The sequence below is a fragment of the Flavobacterium sp. FlaQc-52 genome, from assembly GCF_044007495.1.
Lineage (GTDB): Bacteria > Bacteroidota > Bacteroidia > Flavobacteriales > Flavobacteriaceae > Flavobacterium > Flavobacterium cupriresistens.
The window spans coordinates 1-15,011 of sequence record NZ_JBIPCV010000001.1 but is presented as its reverse complement, the minus strand read 5'-3'; the positions used below and the strand labels follow the sequence as shown (position 1 = coordinate 15,011).

The following is a 15,011-nucleotide window of genomic DNA, read 5'->3' as shown; positions in this document are numbered from 1 at the left end:
AAAAACCGATAATAATGAGACGGACAATTTACATTTTCCTTCTGGTGCTTTCTTGTGCCCTATCTTTTGGTCAGAAAAAAGAAAATACAGCTGAAACAACAAATAAGATTAGTGCTTTAAATAGTTTAAAAGCCAACACAGCATCACTTATGACTCAACACAATCTAAAGGGTTTAAGTGTTGCAGTATTTGAAAATTACAAAATAATCTGGACAAGCGAATGGGGAATTAAAGCAGCTGACTCGTCAGAAAAAATCAATGCAAATACGGCTTTTTCTACCGCTTCCATTTCAAAGCCTATTACGGCAATAGTTTGCGCTATTCTGGAAGAAAAAGGTTTAATTAATCTGGACGATCCTATTTCCAACTACCTTAAAAGATGGGAATTACCCGAAAATGATTTCACAAAAAGCAGCAATGTAACCTGGAAACAGCTTTTATCTCACACTGCCGGAACAAGTCAAGGCGGTTTTGAAGATTATTATCAAGGTGATTCAATTCCAACAATTGTGGAGAGTCTGCAGGGAAAATTATTGCCCAGATCCAAAAAGGAAATTGAGTTTCTTTTTAAACCGGGAACTAATTGGGAATACAGCGGCGGTGGATATGTAATCCTTCAATGTGCTCTCGAAGATCAACTTGGAAAGCCATTGGCCCAAATTGTAAAAGAACAGCTGCTTGATCCTTTAAAATTGCAAAACTCAACCATGATTCAACCTAATGAAGATGATTTTTTAACCAATATTGCAAAAGTGCATAATTCAAAAGGAGAAATTATCAAAACCGGAATTCCGATTACTCCACAAGTAGCGCCTTCCGGTTTATGGTCTACCCCCACTGATCTGGCCTCTATTGCCATCGAAATGCAAAAGGCTTTATTGGGAAAAGGAAACACTGTAATTTCCACGGCCGTTGCTCAAAAAGTGACCCAAATCGTAACATTAAACGGACCAAGAGGCTGGAGTTACGGCTGGCAACGAAGTTTAGGTTGGGGCAATCTGGATTGGTTTACACACGATGGCTCTAACACAGGCGTTGGCGGAGAACTTTTAGCCACTATGAAAAAAGGGAACGGAATTGCGATTTTAGCCAATGGTGACAAACCTAATCGTTATCCTTTAATGAGTTATATCACTAAAGAAGTTATAAACAAACTTAATTGGACTATTCCGGTCGATGAACAAACAACCAAAGAAACTCCCTTCGCACTGCGTAATGCCATAAAAGGATATTACACCGAAATTCTTTACGGCTATAACCGTCTCGGAACGACAAAAATCTTCGAAGAAAACAAAAAACTATACCTCTATTCCCCTTTCTTCAAACAAAATTTTGATACCGAAAAAAGCAGAATGTACTACCTAGGCAATAATACTTTTAAGGTTAACAATTACCCAAATAACATTCAATTTAACTTGAATAACAAAAATGAGTTAAAAGGAATCACCATTTCCCGCCATGGTGATGCGGTTAAAAAACTGGAACTTACATTAGATGAAATCAGGACTCCACAAACCAGAATGATCGAAATTTTTGATAACTCTAAATTTGAAACTGCCGTTGTTGCATTCAAAAAGTTGAGACAAAAATATCCTGATTTTAATTTTGAAGAGGCCATCAACAATTTAGGATACAGTGTTTATAATAAAAAACAAACCGCTTTTTCAATACAACTATTTTCACTTAACTGCAGCGAATACCCACAATCTGCTAATGTGTACGATAGTTTGGGTGAAATCTATGAACTAACCGGAAAATTAGAATTAGCAAAACAAAACTATAAAAAATCATTGGAGCTAAATCCCCAGAACAATAATGCTAAACAGATGATTGCAAAAATTAATACCCTAATGAATCCGTAAAGGATTAATCAGGGTATTACTCTTTATTAAAATAGATTTACAACTGGTCTTTTGACCTACCAATTACTTTGAAGTTGCATTTTTTGGAACTCTTCTCAAAAGAAAAATAGATGTTAAGAAGAAAAGAGCTAAAATAACGATTGCCGCACGCGGGCTTCCGGTAATTTGATCAATAATTCCGTAAACACACATTCCGATTACGATTCCAATTTTTTCGGCAACATCGTAGAAACTAAAAAACGAAGCTGTATCTTCTGTTTCCGGCAATAATTTCGAATAAGTAGAACGAGACAAAGACTGAATTCCACCCATTACAAATCCTGCCATGGTTGCCATTACATAAAACTCAATTGGTAAAGTGATAAAATAGATCAAAGCACAAAATGTAGCCCAAATACCATTAATTACGATCAGGGTTGGGATATTACCCCATTTATTTGAAGCTCTTGAAGTACAAATTGCACCCACAACGGCTACCAACTGTATGATCAAGATACATTTTATTAAACCAATAGTACCATCTTCTTCTGTCTCCCATTGAATCTCCTGAGCCCCAAAATAAGTAGCAACTAACATAACGGTTTGAACTGCCATACTTGAAACAAAAAATCCTCCCAAGTAACGTTTCAATGGAATATTCTCTTTCATAAGACCCCAAACTTTTTTTAGCTCTTTGAAACCATTAAATATAACATCACGTGATAATTTCTGAGTAGTTTCTTTACTTCCTTTAGGCAAGAAAAAATAAGTATACTGACTGAACAGAACCCACCAAACACCAACCATGATAAAAGAATAACGCATTGCTTGCATCTTTGCTGCTCCATTTTCTGCCCCCATAATCATCACCAAATTAATAACTAACAAGAGAACACTTCCCACGTATCCTAATGAATAACCTTTGGCGCTAATTTTATCTTGCTGTTCCGGAAAAGCAATATCCGGAAGATAGGAATTATAGAAAACCAAGCTTCCCCAATAACCAATTAATCCTAAGAAATAGAAAGCCAACCCAACATAAATATTACCCAAATCAAACCAATATAATCCCATGCAGGACAAAGCTCCAACGTAACAAAAGAACTTCATAAAAGATTTTTTGTTTCCAACGTAATCCGCAATACCGGATAAGAAAGGGGAAATAAAAGAAACCACCAAGAATGCTGCCGCCGTAATAAAACTAATCAAAGCAGAATTTTTTAAGTGCATCCCAAAAACATCTATATAATGATTGTCATCTGAGAATAAGCTGTCGTAGAAAATTGGAAATACTGCCGATGCAATGGTAAGTGTATAAACAGAGTTTGCCCAATCGTAAAATGCCCAGGCATTTAGCAATTTTTTATCTCCTTTTTGTAAGTTCTTCATAAAAATGGGTTGGTTAATTAAGCTGCGAATTTATCTCTTTTTTATTAAGAATTCATTATTACAGTATTAAGAACATCATTTTTTATAAAAAAAGAAACTCATCGCACCTTTCAAAGATCAACAAAAATAATAGGGAAAGGCTTATTTTGTTTAAAGTGTATGGTTTTAAGTTATAGCTGTAGGGGCTTCGGCTTCGCTCAGCCTGACAAACGGTGCAAATAAAATGGAGACTTAAAATTGAGATGTCCTGTTGAGCGAAGCTGAATTGCTTCGCTCAACAGGACAATCGGTATAAAAAAAGCAAAGACTAAAAACACAACCCAAAACCTAAAGTGTCAGGCTGAGCGAAGCCGAAGCCCTATTTAATAACTCCTACCTTAAGTGCTGTAGCTTTTGCTTCAGGTATCAATGCTTTTATATTGGCAATCCTTGTAGCGTCAGACGGGTGTGTACTCATGAACTCGGGAGTTGATGCTCCACCGGATTTAGCAGACATTCTACTCCAAAATGCTACAGCATCATCCGGATTATAACCGGCAATTGCCATAAGTGTCAGTCCAATTTTGTCTGCTTCGGTTTCGTTTCCTCTGCTAAATGGCAGCATAACGCCAACCTGTGTACCAAGGCCATAGGCTTGCGAGAATATTTGTTGTGTTTGTTGTGTTTTTCCACTGGTAGCTGCTCCCAGAGCAACACTTCCAATTTGTTGCAATTGAGCCGCACTCATTCTTTGTGCTCCATGATTAGCCAAGGCATGCGAAACCTCGTGTCCCATTACGGTTGCTAAACCTGCATCGTCTTTGGTGATCGGCAAAATACCGGAATACACTACAATTTTACCTCCCGGCATACACCAGGCATTAACTTCTTTATTGTCAACTAACTTGTATTCCCAACGGTAGTCTTTTAAATATTGTGTTTGTCCTAAATACGTCAGGTATTTTTCTGCAGCAGCTTTAATTTTCATACCAACAAGTTCTACCTTTTTAGCATCTGACGTCCCCGTAATCACTTTATTTTCAGTTAAAAACTGGTTGTATTGCTGAAAAGAAGACGGAAACAATTCACTGTTTGAAACAAAGTTCAAATTTTGCTTTCCTGTAATCGGATTTGTTGCACAGCCCATCAAAAGAATAACAGCTGTTCCTCCTAACCAATATTTTTTCATAATTCCTGATATTTAAAGTAACAAAAATACGATTATTATGAAATCCTCATTTACATAATTCAATTAAAATATATCAAAATAGTACTATTCTCCTGTGATGTGGAGTTCGCTGAATTCTTTATTTACTATTAAAAATTGATTTTCTGAGAAGCTAACTTCATCAAAAGCTACTTTTTCATTATCAATTTCAATTGCCGTCACTTTAAAAGGCAGTCCGATTAAATTGATTTTATACTTGCTGTAATTTGTTTCGAATTTTCCTTCTTTGTGCAACTGCACAATCAGTTCTTTTTCTTTTCCGATTGTGGTGAAAGACAGAAAGCTATAACGTCCTTTTTTGTAATCGTAACCGTCTTGAGAATCTTCGTATACAAACGATTTTTCTTTTCCGTTTTTGAAATACAAATCCAGTGTCAATTCATCAAATTCCAACTCTCCGACATATTGCTGAACAGGGTATTTTGGAATGATAGCACCTGCTTTTACAAAAATTGGAATCTCATCAAATTTAGTATCTACCCACACTTCTCTTCCTCCGTTTGAGAACTCATTGGTCCAGTAATTGTACCACTCTCCTCGTGGAATGTACATACGTCTGCCTAACGAATTAGGTTCCAGTATCGGGCAAACTAATATCTGATTCCCAAAGATAAATTCATCATTGCGATAATGGGTTTGTGTATCTTCCTGATCGTAATAAACAAGCGGTTTCAGCATCGGAATCCCTTCTTCAATATACTGCCAGAACATGGTGTACAAATACGGCAATAACTGATAACGAAGGCTGACAAATTTTCGGGTAATATTGATCACTTCTTCGTCAAAAGCCCAAGGTTCCTGATTCCCATGGTCTCCCGAGGAATGCGTTCTGCAAAACGGATGAAATACACCTAATTGAATCCATCGCGCATACAATTCTCCTGTTGGTTGTTCAGCAAAGCCGCCAATATCAGAACCGGTAAAACCCATTCCTGAAATCGACATTCGCTGTACCTGAATATTAGCAATCCACAAATGTTCCCAAGTGGCAACATTATCCCCAGTCCAGGACGAGGTATATCGTTGTGCACCGGAATACGCCGATCTTGTAATCACAAACGGTCGTTTTGGATAAGCAAATCGTTTTACCCCATGATACGTCGCTCTGGCCATTTGCGTACCATAAATGTTATGCGCTTTTCTATGACTACACGGATTCCCATCATAAACATGACGAACATCCATCGGAAAAGTTTTATTTGGAACCTCCATTACGGCCGGTTCATTCATATCATTCCAAACTCCTTTTACACCAAAGTCCGAAATTAATTCTTTGAATAATCCCGCCCACCATTCTCTTACTGCAGGATTAGTATAATCGGGGAAATTACATTCGCCGGGCCATACTTTTCCTTTCATATAGGGACCATCGGCCCTTTTGCAGAAATAATCTTTCTCTAATGCTTCTTTGTAAACCCAATAATCTTTGTCAATTTTAATACCCGGGTCTATGATTACAACCGTTTTAAAGCCGTCTTCAGCCAATTCGGCTACCATACGTTTTGGATCGGGAAAATAGTCTTTATTCCAGGTAAAACAGCGAAAGCCTTCCATATAATCAATATCCAGATAAATCGCGTCACATGGAATTTTGAGTTCCCTAAATTTTGAGGTAATTTCTTTTACTTTGCTTTCCGGGTAATAACTCCACTTACACTGATGATATCCCAAAACCCACAGTGGTGGTAATTCGGGTTTACCTGTCAAATCGGTGTAGGTTGTCACAACATCCTGCATTTGGGGACCATAAACGAAATAATAATTCATCTCTCCTCCTTCTGCCCAAAAACTCGTAACATTCCTTCTTTCCTGACAGAAATCGAAAAAAGTTCTAAAAGTATTGTCAAAGAAAATCCCGTACGATTGTTTGTTATGTAAGCCAATATAAAATGGAACTACTTTATATAGCGGATCTTGTTCTTTTTGAAAAGCATATTGATCTGTGGCAAAATTTTCTACTCTTTTGCCTTTTAAATTCATCTGAGTTGCTTTATCTCCTAAACCATAAAAACATTCTCCATCTTTAGAAGATTTACTCATTTTTACGATGTTGCCACCATATTCATAACTTTCTTCCCAGTGAAAGCCAAGCTCGTCTTCCAAAATAAGAAAATCATTTAAATCATAAATGGATAAACGAAGATCAGCCTTTTGAATTTTACACTTTACTTTGCTGGTTCTGATTTGAAAATAAGTTGCTTCTTCTGTTAATTCGAGGAAATTATATCCGTGTAACTGTGTTTTATCAATTGCATATGAAAAATCAGTACTAAAATACCCTTTTGTAGTAAAGCGAAACCGAATTAAACTGTCCCTGAGAATGGTAACTTTTAAGATTACTTTATTGTCTGTGTGAAAAAAAATGGAATCTCCTTCATGTTCATACGAGACAATTTTTGATGGATATAAATCGCCTTTGTATTCTAATGATGTGTTTGTAATCATATCGCTGATAAATTAATTATAACAATTCTATCTCTTTCAAACATACAAAAAAACTAGTTAAACCTCTATAAATATGAGGTTTATTCACGAAAACGTTTTCTCTGTGGGAGTGAACAATTCCATCTTAAAAAAGCAAAAAATCGATAATTTACGAGCCAAAAAATGACAAAATCCCATCGTACAAAAACAGACTGATTTTATTCAAAAGAATAAATCGTTACACTCAAAGGCGGCAAGGTCAATTCAATCGAATAATCTCTTCCATCGTACGGCGATGCTTCTATTTTTAGAGATCCCGGATTACTGATTCCGCTTCCTCCATAACTTTTATCATCACTGTTAAATACCTGCTTCAGTTTCCCTTTTTGGTGAATTCCGATTCGGTACTTTTCCCGTATCACTTGCGTGAAATTACAAACAACAATCAAATTCTCTTTTGCAACATTTCCTTTTCGAATGTAAGCCAACACCGCATTTTGATGATCTGAATAATTAATCCATTCAAAACCCTCATTGTCAAACTGTTTTTCGTACAATGCCGGATGTGATTTATAGAACTGATTTAAATCTGTAATTACTTTTTTTATTCCCGAATGATAATCGTATTGTAATAGATGCCAATCAAGGCTTTTTTCAAAATTCCATTCATCACTTTGCCCAAATTCACAGCCCATAAACAACAGTTTGGTGCCTGGATGTGTAAACATATACCCGTACAACAAACGTAAATTGGCAAACTTTTGCCATTCATCACCCGGCATTTTATTGGCAATTGATTTTTTTCCATAGACCACTTCATCGTGCGAAAACGGCAACATGAAATTTTCGCTAAAAGCATAGGTCATCGAAAAAGTCAATTCATTCTGGTGGTATTTTCTGTAGACGGTTTCTTTTTGAAAATATTTTAAAGTATCGTGCATCCAGCCCATCATCCATTTCATTCCAAACCCCAAACCTCCTGAAAACACAGGTCTTGACACCATCGGAAAAGAAGTACTTTCCTCTGCAATGGTTTGAACTCCTTCGAAATTAGCGTAAATAACTTCGTTAAACTCTTTCAGAAAACTAATGGTCTCGAGATTTTCTCTTCCTCCATAAATATTGGCCTCCCATTCGCCCTCTTTTCTGGAATAATCAAGGTACAACATCGAAGCGACGGCATCGACCCTTAAACCATCTGCATGGTAGTGTTGCAGCCAGAAAACAGCATTGCTAATCAAAAAGGCACGAACTTCATTACGTCCGTAATTAAAAACCAGACTTTTCCAATCCGGATGATAGCCTTTTCTGCGGTCCGGATGTTCGTATAAATGTGATCCATCAAAAAAGCCTAAACCGTGTGCATCATCAGGAAAATGAGACGGAACCCAATCTAAAATCACCCCTATTCCGGCCTGATGTAATTTATCGACCAAAACCATGAAATCCTGAGGCTTTCCAAAACGGGAAGTTGGGGCAAAATATCCGGTTAGCTGGTACCCCCACGAAGGATCATAAGGGTACTCCATAATCGGCATAAATTCTACGTGTGTAAAACCTGTTTCTTTAACATAAGAAACTAAATCTTCGGCAAGCTCCAAATACGTCAAAAAACGATTGTTTTCTCCCCTTTTCCAGGAGCCTAAATGTACTTCGTAAACCGAATAAGGTTTATCGAGACCATTGTGTTCCTGACGCGATTGCATCCAGTTTTCATCCTTCCAGTCATAATTCAAATCCCAGACAACAGAAGCGGTATGCGGTGGTTTTTCGCAGTATAAAGAGAATGGATCAGCCTTTTCGGTTACCACCCCATTTATATTCGATCTAATTTTATATTTGTAAAGTGATCCTTTTTCGATATTGGGAATAAAACCCTCCCAGATTCCGGAAGAATCCCAGCGAACCTCTAGCTGATGCTCGTCCTGTGTCCAATAATTGAAATCACCAACAACAGAAACGGTAGCTGCTGTAGGTGCCCAAACCGCAAAATAAACTCCTTTTACTCCGTCAACTTCTGTCAAATGTGCTCCGAGCTTTTCATACAGTCTAAAATGCTTTCCAGCCTTGAACAAATCGATGTCAAAATCAGTAAAAAGAGAGTGCGTAATAACTTTATTCATAATTGGTTTTTAAAGGCAACAATTAGATTTTTTTTTATTCTATTCTAAAATTATCAGAAAGTATAACATCTTTTTTAATGACCACAATTCCGTCTTTGATACTGTATAATTCATTACTGAAGTTGTCCAAATGTTTTCCTCCGTTAATATGAACATTGTTTCCAATACGTACATTTTTATCGACCAGAACATTTTTTATAAAACAATTTTCTCCAATTCCGACATGAATTTTATTCTTTTCAGTATCCTCTTTCAATTCATCAAGATCCTGATAAAAATCGTTCCCCATTACATAACAGTTTTCTAGAATGGTTCCTTCGCCAATTCTGGAACGAATACCAATTACTGAACTCTTAATTTCTTTAGCATTAATAATACATCCCTCAGAAATCAAAGATTGATTGATAGTTGAATTTCTAAATTTAGACGGAGGAAGCAACCTCGGACGTGTAAAAATCTTATTGTCATTATCAAACAAATTAAACTCCGGGATATCTGCTGTCAAGCCAATATTCGCTTCAAAAAAGGATTCAATATTTCCAATATCCGTCCAATATCCTTCGTATTGGTAACTCAAAATTTTATGTTTACCAACGGCTTGCGGAATAATTTCTTTTCCGAAATCTTTTGTATCCGGATTGGCCATTAACTCTTCTAACAATTTTTTATTAAAGATGTAAATCCCCATAGAAGCCAGGTATTTTTTCCCTTTGGCTTGCATTTGTTCGCTTACTTCCGATTCCCATTGTGGCAAGAGCGAAGCTTCGGGTTTTTCAATAAAAGCTTCAACACAACTTTTATGATTCGTTTTAAGAATACCAAATTCAGGTGCGTCTTTTGCGTTTACAGGCAGTGTAGCTATAGAAATTTCTGCATTACTGGCAATATGAGCTTCTAACATTTCATTAAAATCCATTTGATACAACTGATCCCCTGATAAAATCAAAGCATGCTCGAAATCATGTTTTTGAAAATGTGCCATACATTGACGCACAGCATCTGCCGTTCCCTGAAACCAAGTTGGATTATCAGGAGTTTGTTCAGCGGCTAAAATATCAACAAAGGACTGACTGAAAATACTGAAATTAAAGGTGTTTTTAATGTGAGCATTCAAAGATGCCGAATTAAATTGTGTCAATACGAATATTTTAAAAATATCAGAATTAATACAATTTGAAATTGGAATATCAACCAATCTGTATTTTCCTCCAATCGGAACAGCCGGCTTTGATCTGGTTTCTGTTAAAGGGAACAAACGTGATCCTTGTCCTCCTCCTAAAATAATGGCAACTACATTTTTCTTTTTAAACTTCATTTTTCTGAATTATTAAGTTGTAAATTTCGATGTATTCCTCACACACCCTTTCCCAGGAATGGTCGGTCTGCATTCCCCTTTCAATTATTTTATTAAAATTTGATTTATCGGCATAAAGTTTAACCGCCCGATTAATCGAGTAACAAATATCCCCCACAGAAGCCTGATCATGACAAATTCCGTTTCCATTATCGCCAAAATCAATTACGGTATCACGCAATCCTCCGGTTCTTCTAACAATAGGCACTGTTCCGTAACGCAGCGCATACAACTGATTTAAACCGCAGGGTTCAACACGGGATGGCATTAAGATAAAATCAGAACCCGCATAAATCAAATGCGCTAATTCTTCATTATAACCAATAAAAACATTGTAATACCCTTTATAATCATTCCTCAATTGAACCAACTGAGCTTCTATATCTGAATTTCCGGATCCCAAAATCAGAATATTGATAATTTCAAAATTCTCTGATAAAGCCAGCGCCGAAGCCTGAGGCAATAAATCACCGCCTTTTTCTTCAAACAGCCTTCCAATAAAGCTAAACAAAGGTTTTGATGGATCCAATTCGAACTCCTCACATAACTTTTCTTTATTCTTCTGCTTTCCGGCACCAAAAGTTTCGACTGAATAGTTTTCTACAATCATCTGATCCTTAGACGGATCCCAGATTTCAATATCAATACCATTTAATATGCCTTTTGACTTGTCCCGAACCTGGTTAAATAATGCTTCCAAACCATTTGCAGAACGGTTAATTTCATCTAAATAACTTGGCGACACCGTAGTAACCGCGTGTGCACATTTAATACCAACAGCCAAAGAATTTATAGCAGTATTCCATTCTAAAAAGCCGACATGAATTAAATCAAACTCAGGCAAATAATGCAGCTTATCAAAACCAAACCAGCCCTGATACAAGCCGTTATGAATGGTAATTACCGTTTTAACGTTTTTTAATCGCTCATACTTATAGGCATACTTTACTAAAAAAGGAATTAATCCCGTATGATGATCATGACAGTTTATTACATCCGGAACCGTTTCTCGAGCTGTAATCCAATCTAAAGTAGCGATCTGAAAAGATAAAAACCGCTCAATATCATCCTCATAACCATAGATGTTTGGACGATCAAATAATTCTTTGATCTCAATCAGATACAGCTCATAACCTAACTGCTCTGTTGTTTCTTTTAAAACACTGAATGGAAAATCAAAATTCCCCAATTTAACATTTCCCCAATGAACAAATTCAAATTCATTTTCTCTTTTAAATTTAGTATCATAACAAGGCACAACCACACGAACCTGATGACCTGCCTTACTTTGATATTTGGGTAATGCTCCTACAACATCTGCCAGTCCACCAACTTTTGCCATAGGGTAACATTCTGCGCTTACATGAAATATTTCCATCCTAAAATTTTAAAAACACATTTACTAAACTAAATTCCTGCTGTTTTTTAAAGCAAAAATTTATTAATTGTACTACTTTTATGTTCTTTAAATTTAAGGAAAAATAACCGAAATCTGCGCTTGAGACAAAATTTACCAATATGACAAAAAAGGCTTCCAATCCTATTCAATCTTTAAAAATTCCCCAGTTTATTATTATATCCTGCAAAATTTGTGCTTTTTTCTCTACAAAATTGACCGTAAAGTATGCTGCAAAACTTTTTACAACCCCCATAAAACACAAGGTTCCTAAAAGAGAACTCGATATGGATCACAAAAGCATTCAACACACCATTCTTGTTCCGACAATAAATAAAAACATTGTGGTGTATGAATACGGAAAAAGCGATCGGAAGGTTATACTTGTACACGGTTGGTCGGGACGCGGTACTCAATTATTCAAAATTGCCGACGAACTTTTGCGAAAAGGGTATGCTACAGTAAGTTTTGATGCTCCCGCACATGGAAAATCGGATGGAAAAACAACTATAATGTCTGATTTTATAGAATCTGTTTTAGAAATTGAGAAGCTGTATGGCCCTTTTGAGTTTGCTATTGGACATTCATTAGGCGGAATGTCTGTTTTGAATGCAATAAAAGACGGACTAAATGTAAAAAAAGCTGTCATTATCGGAAGTGGTGATATTGTACAGGATATTTTGGATGATTTTACTTCAAAAGTTGGGTTAAAACCTAAAATGAGTACTCTTTTACGCGATCATTTTGAAAGCCAATATCAGACAAAAATGGATGATTATTCTGCTTACAGGGCTGCTACTAAAGTTAAAATTCCGGTCTTGGTAATTCACGATAATGATGATCCCGAAGTACCGGTAAAGGCTGCAATTCATATTCACAAACATTTAGAAAACGGAACTTTAGCACTTACAGATGGTCTGGGGCACCGAAAAATCCTTGGAAATCAAAATGTTATCAAAAAAACAATAGAATTCATCGAAACTACTTAATTTTGTGATAGTTATAATTTTTAATTAGTCACTTTTAAAGAAAAACAGAAATGGATTTATTTGAAGAAACACCAAATTGGGAAGTAAAACTTGGGCCAATTTTAAAAAAATACAAAGGTAAAAAGCATCCCTTAGACTATAAAAATACGTATCAGTTACTTGTAATGGTCGTGCTGTCGGCCCAAGATTCTGATGCCAATATAAACACAATCTCGCCCGCTTTATTTGAAAAATTTCCTACACTTGAAAGTTTAGCGTACGCAGATCCCGAAACATTTAAATCGTATATAACCAAGGTTAGAAATTATCCAACAAAATTGCAATGGCTGCTTGATATCGCTAAAACACTACAAAAGGATGAAAATATTCCTTTGAATATGAAAGAATTAACAGCTTTAAAAGGTATTGGAAGAAAATCTGCTAATGTGATTTTAAGAGAAACCAACAAACCTGCGGAAGGTATTATTGCAGATTTACATGTTATTCGTGTAGCTCCCAGAATCGGAATAATCAAAGAAGCAAAAGACGGGATTAAAGCAGAAAAAGAGCTTATGCTTGCGATTCCTAAATCAATTTGGTCTGAAATTGGAATGGCAATTTCCTTTCTGGGAAGAGAAACGTGCCGGCCAAAACCCAAATGTGAGGATTGTTTAATAACTGATTCCTGTCATTATTACACCACTCAAATACAATAGGTTAGTACTATTTTCTTCTTGTATCAATTAAATAAATGATTTTCCAGGTCTCTTTTTCTTTAAACAAAGTAAATGTATTTACTCCTGTATGACTCAATTTGCCATTAAGATAAAACTCATAAGGAGCCCAAACATGAGCCATAGATCCGTCTATTTGAATGTTATAATCTAAAATTTTCTCCTTAAAATTGACACTGGCAGGAATTGATACGATCGATTTGTAAAAATCTTTTGCTTTTTCATCAGATAATTTGTTTCCTTTCAGAGAATTCTCACTGATAGACTGCAAAATAATTTTATCCGAACAAACAGATTTAATTTTCATTGAATCTTTTTCGTGAAAACCTTCAAAAAACAATTCAATAGACTTTTGGACTTCTTGTTTTTGTGCATTCGTCACTAATCCAATCAGTAAAAATGCAATAAGGATATAATTTTTCATAAACCTTTCTTTTTTCTTAAACCCCAAACTGAGTTAGATGATGATCCAGATGTTTGGCAAACAGATTATTCCACTCTTTCGAAGTCAGTTTTCCAAAAGAATGTGATTCTTTACCATCAAATTCACTTTCTCCCAATTCCTGAGTTTTAATCAAATACGCAATCAATCTATTTTTTTCGCCCTCAAAATCACGATTCCCTGCAATTATAAATTGTGGCGCTGTTTGATTATTTTTTGAAAAAGGCTTATCACTGACTACTTTATTCTTCACCAATGTCTTAAGAATAAATTTCAAAAAGCCACTAGGTTTCGGATGAATCGTATCATAGACCATTTCATACGCTACATTGCAATGAGCAAACATCTGATCTACAGACATTTTACCCCAAAGTCCTTTTGAATCCAAGTTCAACTGATTAATTCGATTAATGAATTGATCACAATCTTCTCTAAGAAAAATATTTTGCATAATTCTACTATTCTATAGTTAAGTAAAAATATAAAATTTATTCCCAAAATAGTAAATAGGGTTTTAAAGTTGCCCTAATTTTTGCAAAAACTTCTATTTAGCAAGAAAACAAGGTTGCAAAATGGTGTCTCTTATATGTACTGTTTTTCTTTAACCGCAAGGACCGCAAGGGTTTACGCAAGGATCGCAAAGTAACTCTAAACTGAACTTACATCACTTATATGGTTTAAAAAAGAAAACAACCAAAAAGTATATAAAACAAAAAACCCTATCCGATTTGGATAGGGTTTTTAAAAAAAAGGCGACGACATACTCTCCCACATAACTGCAGTACCATCTGCGCAGGCGGGCTTAACTACTCTGTTCGGGATGGGAAGAGGTGAGCCCCGCCGCAATAACCACCTTAAGGTCGTTGTTACTTGAGGTAACGTACAATTAATTAAAAATTTAATATTAATAATTAAATAATTGCAACAATATCTTAACATACTGAGATAAAGAATATAAAAAAGTCCTTGACATGAGTCGAAGGGAGAAAGTTTCTTCCCCACACCAAAGTGTGGGGAAAAGGGTGTACATAAGCTTACGGATTATTAGTACTACTCGACTATGACATTACTGCCTTTACATCTATAGCCTATCAACGTGGTCATCTTCCACGATCCTTAAAAGAAATCTCATC

General features: G+C 35.9%; 11 protein-coding genes and 2 rRNA genes. 3 read left to right on the top strand and 10 right to left on the bottom strand.

Annotated elements, in window-relative coordinates:
* The first annotated feature begins 14 nt into the window (after positions 1–14).
* Positions 15–1,862, top strand: a complete 1,848-nt coding sequence (locus tag ACHRV5_RS00065; protein ID WP_395425293.1) for a serine hydrolase — start codon at positions 15–17, stop codon at positions 1,860–1,862.
* 63 nt (positions 1,863–1,925) lie between these two features.
* On the opposite strand, the gene ACHRV5_RS00060 is transcribed toward ACHRV5_RS00065, so the two are convergent.
* The 6 genes from ACHRV5_RS00060 to ACHRV5_RS00035 all read right to left on the bottom strand — a co-directional run bounded on the left by ACHRV5_RS00060 (position 1,926) and on the right by ACHRV5_RS00035 (position 11,716).
* A complete protein-coding gene (locus tag ACHRV5_RS00060) occupies positions 1,926–3,230 on the bottom strand; it encodes an MFS transporter (RefSeq protein ID WP_395425292.1) in 1,305 nt (434 codons plus the stop codon).
* A 358-nt stretch (positions 3,231–3,588) separates the two neighbouring features.
* The gene (locus tag ACHRV5_RS00055; protein WP_395425291.1) at positions 3,589–4,398 is read right to left on the bottom strand and encodes a M48 family metallopeptidase; all 810 of its coding nucleotides are present in this window, start codon (positions 4,396–4,398) and stop codon (positions 3,589–3,591) included.
* An 84-nt stretch (positions 4,399–4,482) separates the two neighbouring features.
* Positions 4,483–6,882, bottom strand: a complete 2,400-nt coding sequence (locus ACHRV5_RS00050) for a glycoside hydrolase family 31 protein (protein WP_395425290.1) — start codon at positions 6,880–6,882, stop codon at positions 4,483–4,485.
* 197 nt (positions 6,883–7,079) lie between these two features.
* A complete protein-coding gene (glgB, locus tag ACHRV5_RS00045) occupies positions 7,080–8,984 on the bottom strand; it encodes a 1,4-alpha-glucan branching protein GlgB (RefSeq protein WP_395425289.1) in 1,905 nt (634 codons plus the stop codon).
* 34 nt (positions 8,985–9,018) lie between these two features.
* Positions 9,019–10,299 carry a glucose-1-phosphate adenylyltransferase gene (locus ACHRV5_RS00040; RefSeq protein ID WP_395425288.1) on the bottom strand — a complete coding sequence of 427 codons (1,281 nt, stop codon included), beginning with the start codon at positions 10,297–10,299 and terminating at the stop codon, positions 9,019–9,021.
* Positions 10,289–11,716, bottom strand: a complete 1,428-nt coding sequence (locus tag ACHRV5_RS00035) for a glycogen synthase (RefSeq protein ID WP_395425287.1) — start codon at positions 11,714–11,716, stop codon at positions 10,289–10,291. The genes ACHRV5_RS00040 and ACHRV5_RS00035 overlap by 11 nt, the downstream gene beginning before the upstream one ends.
* A 140-nt stretch (positions 11,717–11,856) precedes the next feature.
* On the opposite strand from ACHRV5_RS00035, the gene ACHRV5_RS00030 reads away from it, so the two are divergent.
* Both ACHRV5_RS00030 and nth read left to right on the top strand, forming a co-directional pair.
* Positions 11,857–12,723: an alpha/beta hydrolase gene (locus tag ACHRV5_RS00030; RefSeq protein ID WP_395425286.1), complete on the top strand. Its 867-nt coding sequence runs from the start codon at positions 11,857–11,859 to the stop codon at positions 12,721–12,723.
* Positions 12,724–12,773: 50 nt separating this feature from the next.
* Entirely contained in the window at positions 12,774–13,418 is a 645-nt protein-coding gene (nth, locus tag ACHRV5_RS00025) for an endonuclease III domain-containing protein (RefSeq protein WP_395425285.1), read from the top strand.
* Positions 13,419–13,425: 7 nt separating this feature from the next.
* Here the strand turns inward: nth and ACHRV5_RS00020 are convergent, their stop codons facing one another.
* The 4 genes from ACHRV5_RS00020 to ACHRV5_RS00005 form a co-directional block, all read right to left on the bottom strand.
* Positions 13,426–13,860: a nuclear transport factor 2 family protein gene (locus ACHRV5_RS00020; protein WP_395425284.1), complete on the bottom strand. Its 435-nt coding sequence runs from the start codon at positions 13,858–13,860 to the stop codon at positions 13,426–13,428.
* Positions 13,861–13,876: 16 nt separating this feature from the next.
* On the bottom strand, positions 13,877–14,329 hold the full coding sequence (locus tag ACHRV5_RS00015) for a DUF1569 domain-containing protein (protein ID WP_395425283.1): 453 nt from the start codon (positions 14,327–14,329) through the stop codon (positions 13,877–13,879).
* Between the two features lie 296 nt (positions 14,330–14,625).
* Positions 14,626–14,735, bottom strand: a 5S ribosomal RNA gene (rrf, locus tag ACHRV5_RS00010).
* A gap of 167 nt (positions 14,736–14,902) precedes the next feature.
* A 23S ribosomal RNA gene (locus tag ACHRV5_RS00005) occupies positions 14,903–15,011 on the bottom strand; the annotation flags it as partial.

Bases quoted from the DNA above. Each gene is read 5' to 3' on its own strand.
- ACHRV5_RS00015 (WP_395425283.1), bottom strand. From the start codon at position 14,329: ATGCAAAATATTTTTCTTAGAGAAGATTGTGATCAATTCATTAATCGA.
- ACHRV5_RS00020 (WP_395425284.1), bottom strand. From the start codon at position 13,860: ATGAAAAATTATATCCTTATTGCATTTTTACTGATTGGATTAGTGACG.
- ACHRV5_RS00050 (WP_395425290.1), bottom strand. From the start codon at position 6,882: ATGATTACAAACACATCATTAGAATACAAAGGCGATTTATATCCATCA.
- ACHRV5_RS00060 (WP_395425292.1), bottom strand. From the start codon at position 3,230: ATGAAGAACTTACAAAAAGGAGATAAAAAATTGCTAAATGCCTGGGCA.
- ACHRV5_RS00030 (WP_395425286.1), top strand. From the start codon at position 11,857: ATGACAAAAAAGGCTTCCAATCCTATTCAATCTTTAAAAATTCCCCAG.
- glgB (WP_395425289.1), bottom strand. From the start codon at position 8,984: ATGAATAAAGTTATTACGCACTCTCTTTTTACTGATTTTGACATCGAT.
- ACHRV5_RS00065 (WP_395425293.1), top strand. From the start codon at position 15: ATGAGACGGACAATTTACATTTTCCTTCTGGTGCTTTCTTGTGCCCTA.
- ACHRV5_RS00035 (WP_395425287.1), bottom strand. From the start codon at position 11,716: ATGGAAATATTTCATGTAAGCGCAGAATGTTACCCTATGGCAAAAGTT.
- ACHRV5_RS00055 (WP_395425291.1), bottom strand. From the start codon at position 4,398: ATGAAAAAATATTGGTTAGGAGGAACAGCTGTTATTCTTTTGATGGGC.
- nth (WP_395425285.1), top strand. From the start codon at position 12,774: ATGGATTTATTTGAAGAAACACCAAATTGGGAAGTAAAACTTGGGCCA.
- ACHRV5_RS00040 (WP_395425288.1), bottom strand. From the start codon at position 10,299: ATGAAGTTTAAAAAGAAAAATGTAGTTGCCATTATTTTAGGAGGAGGA.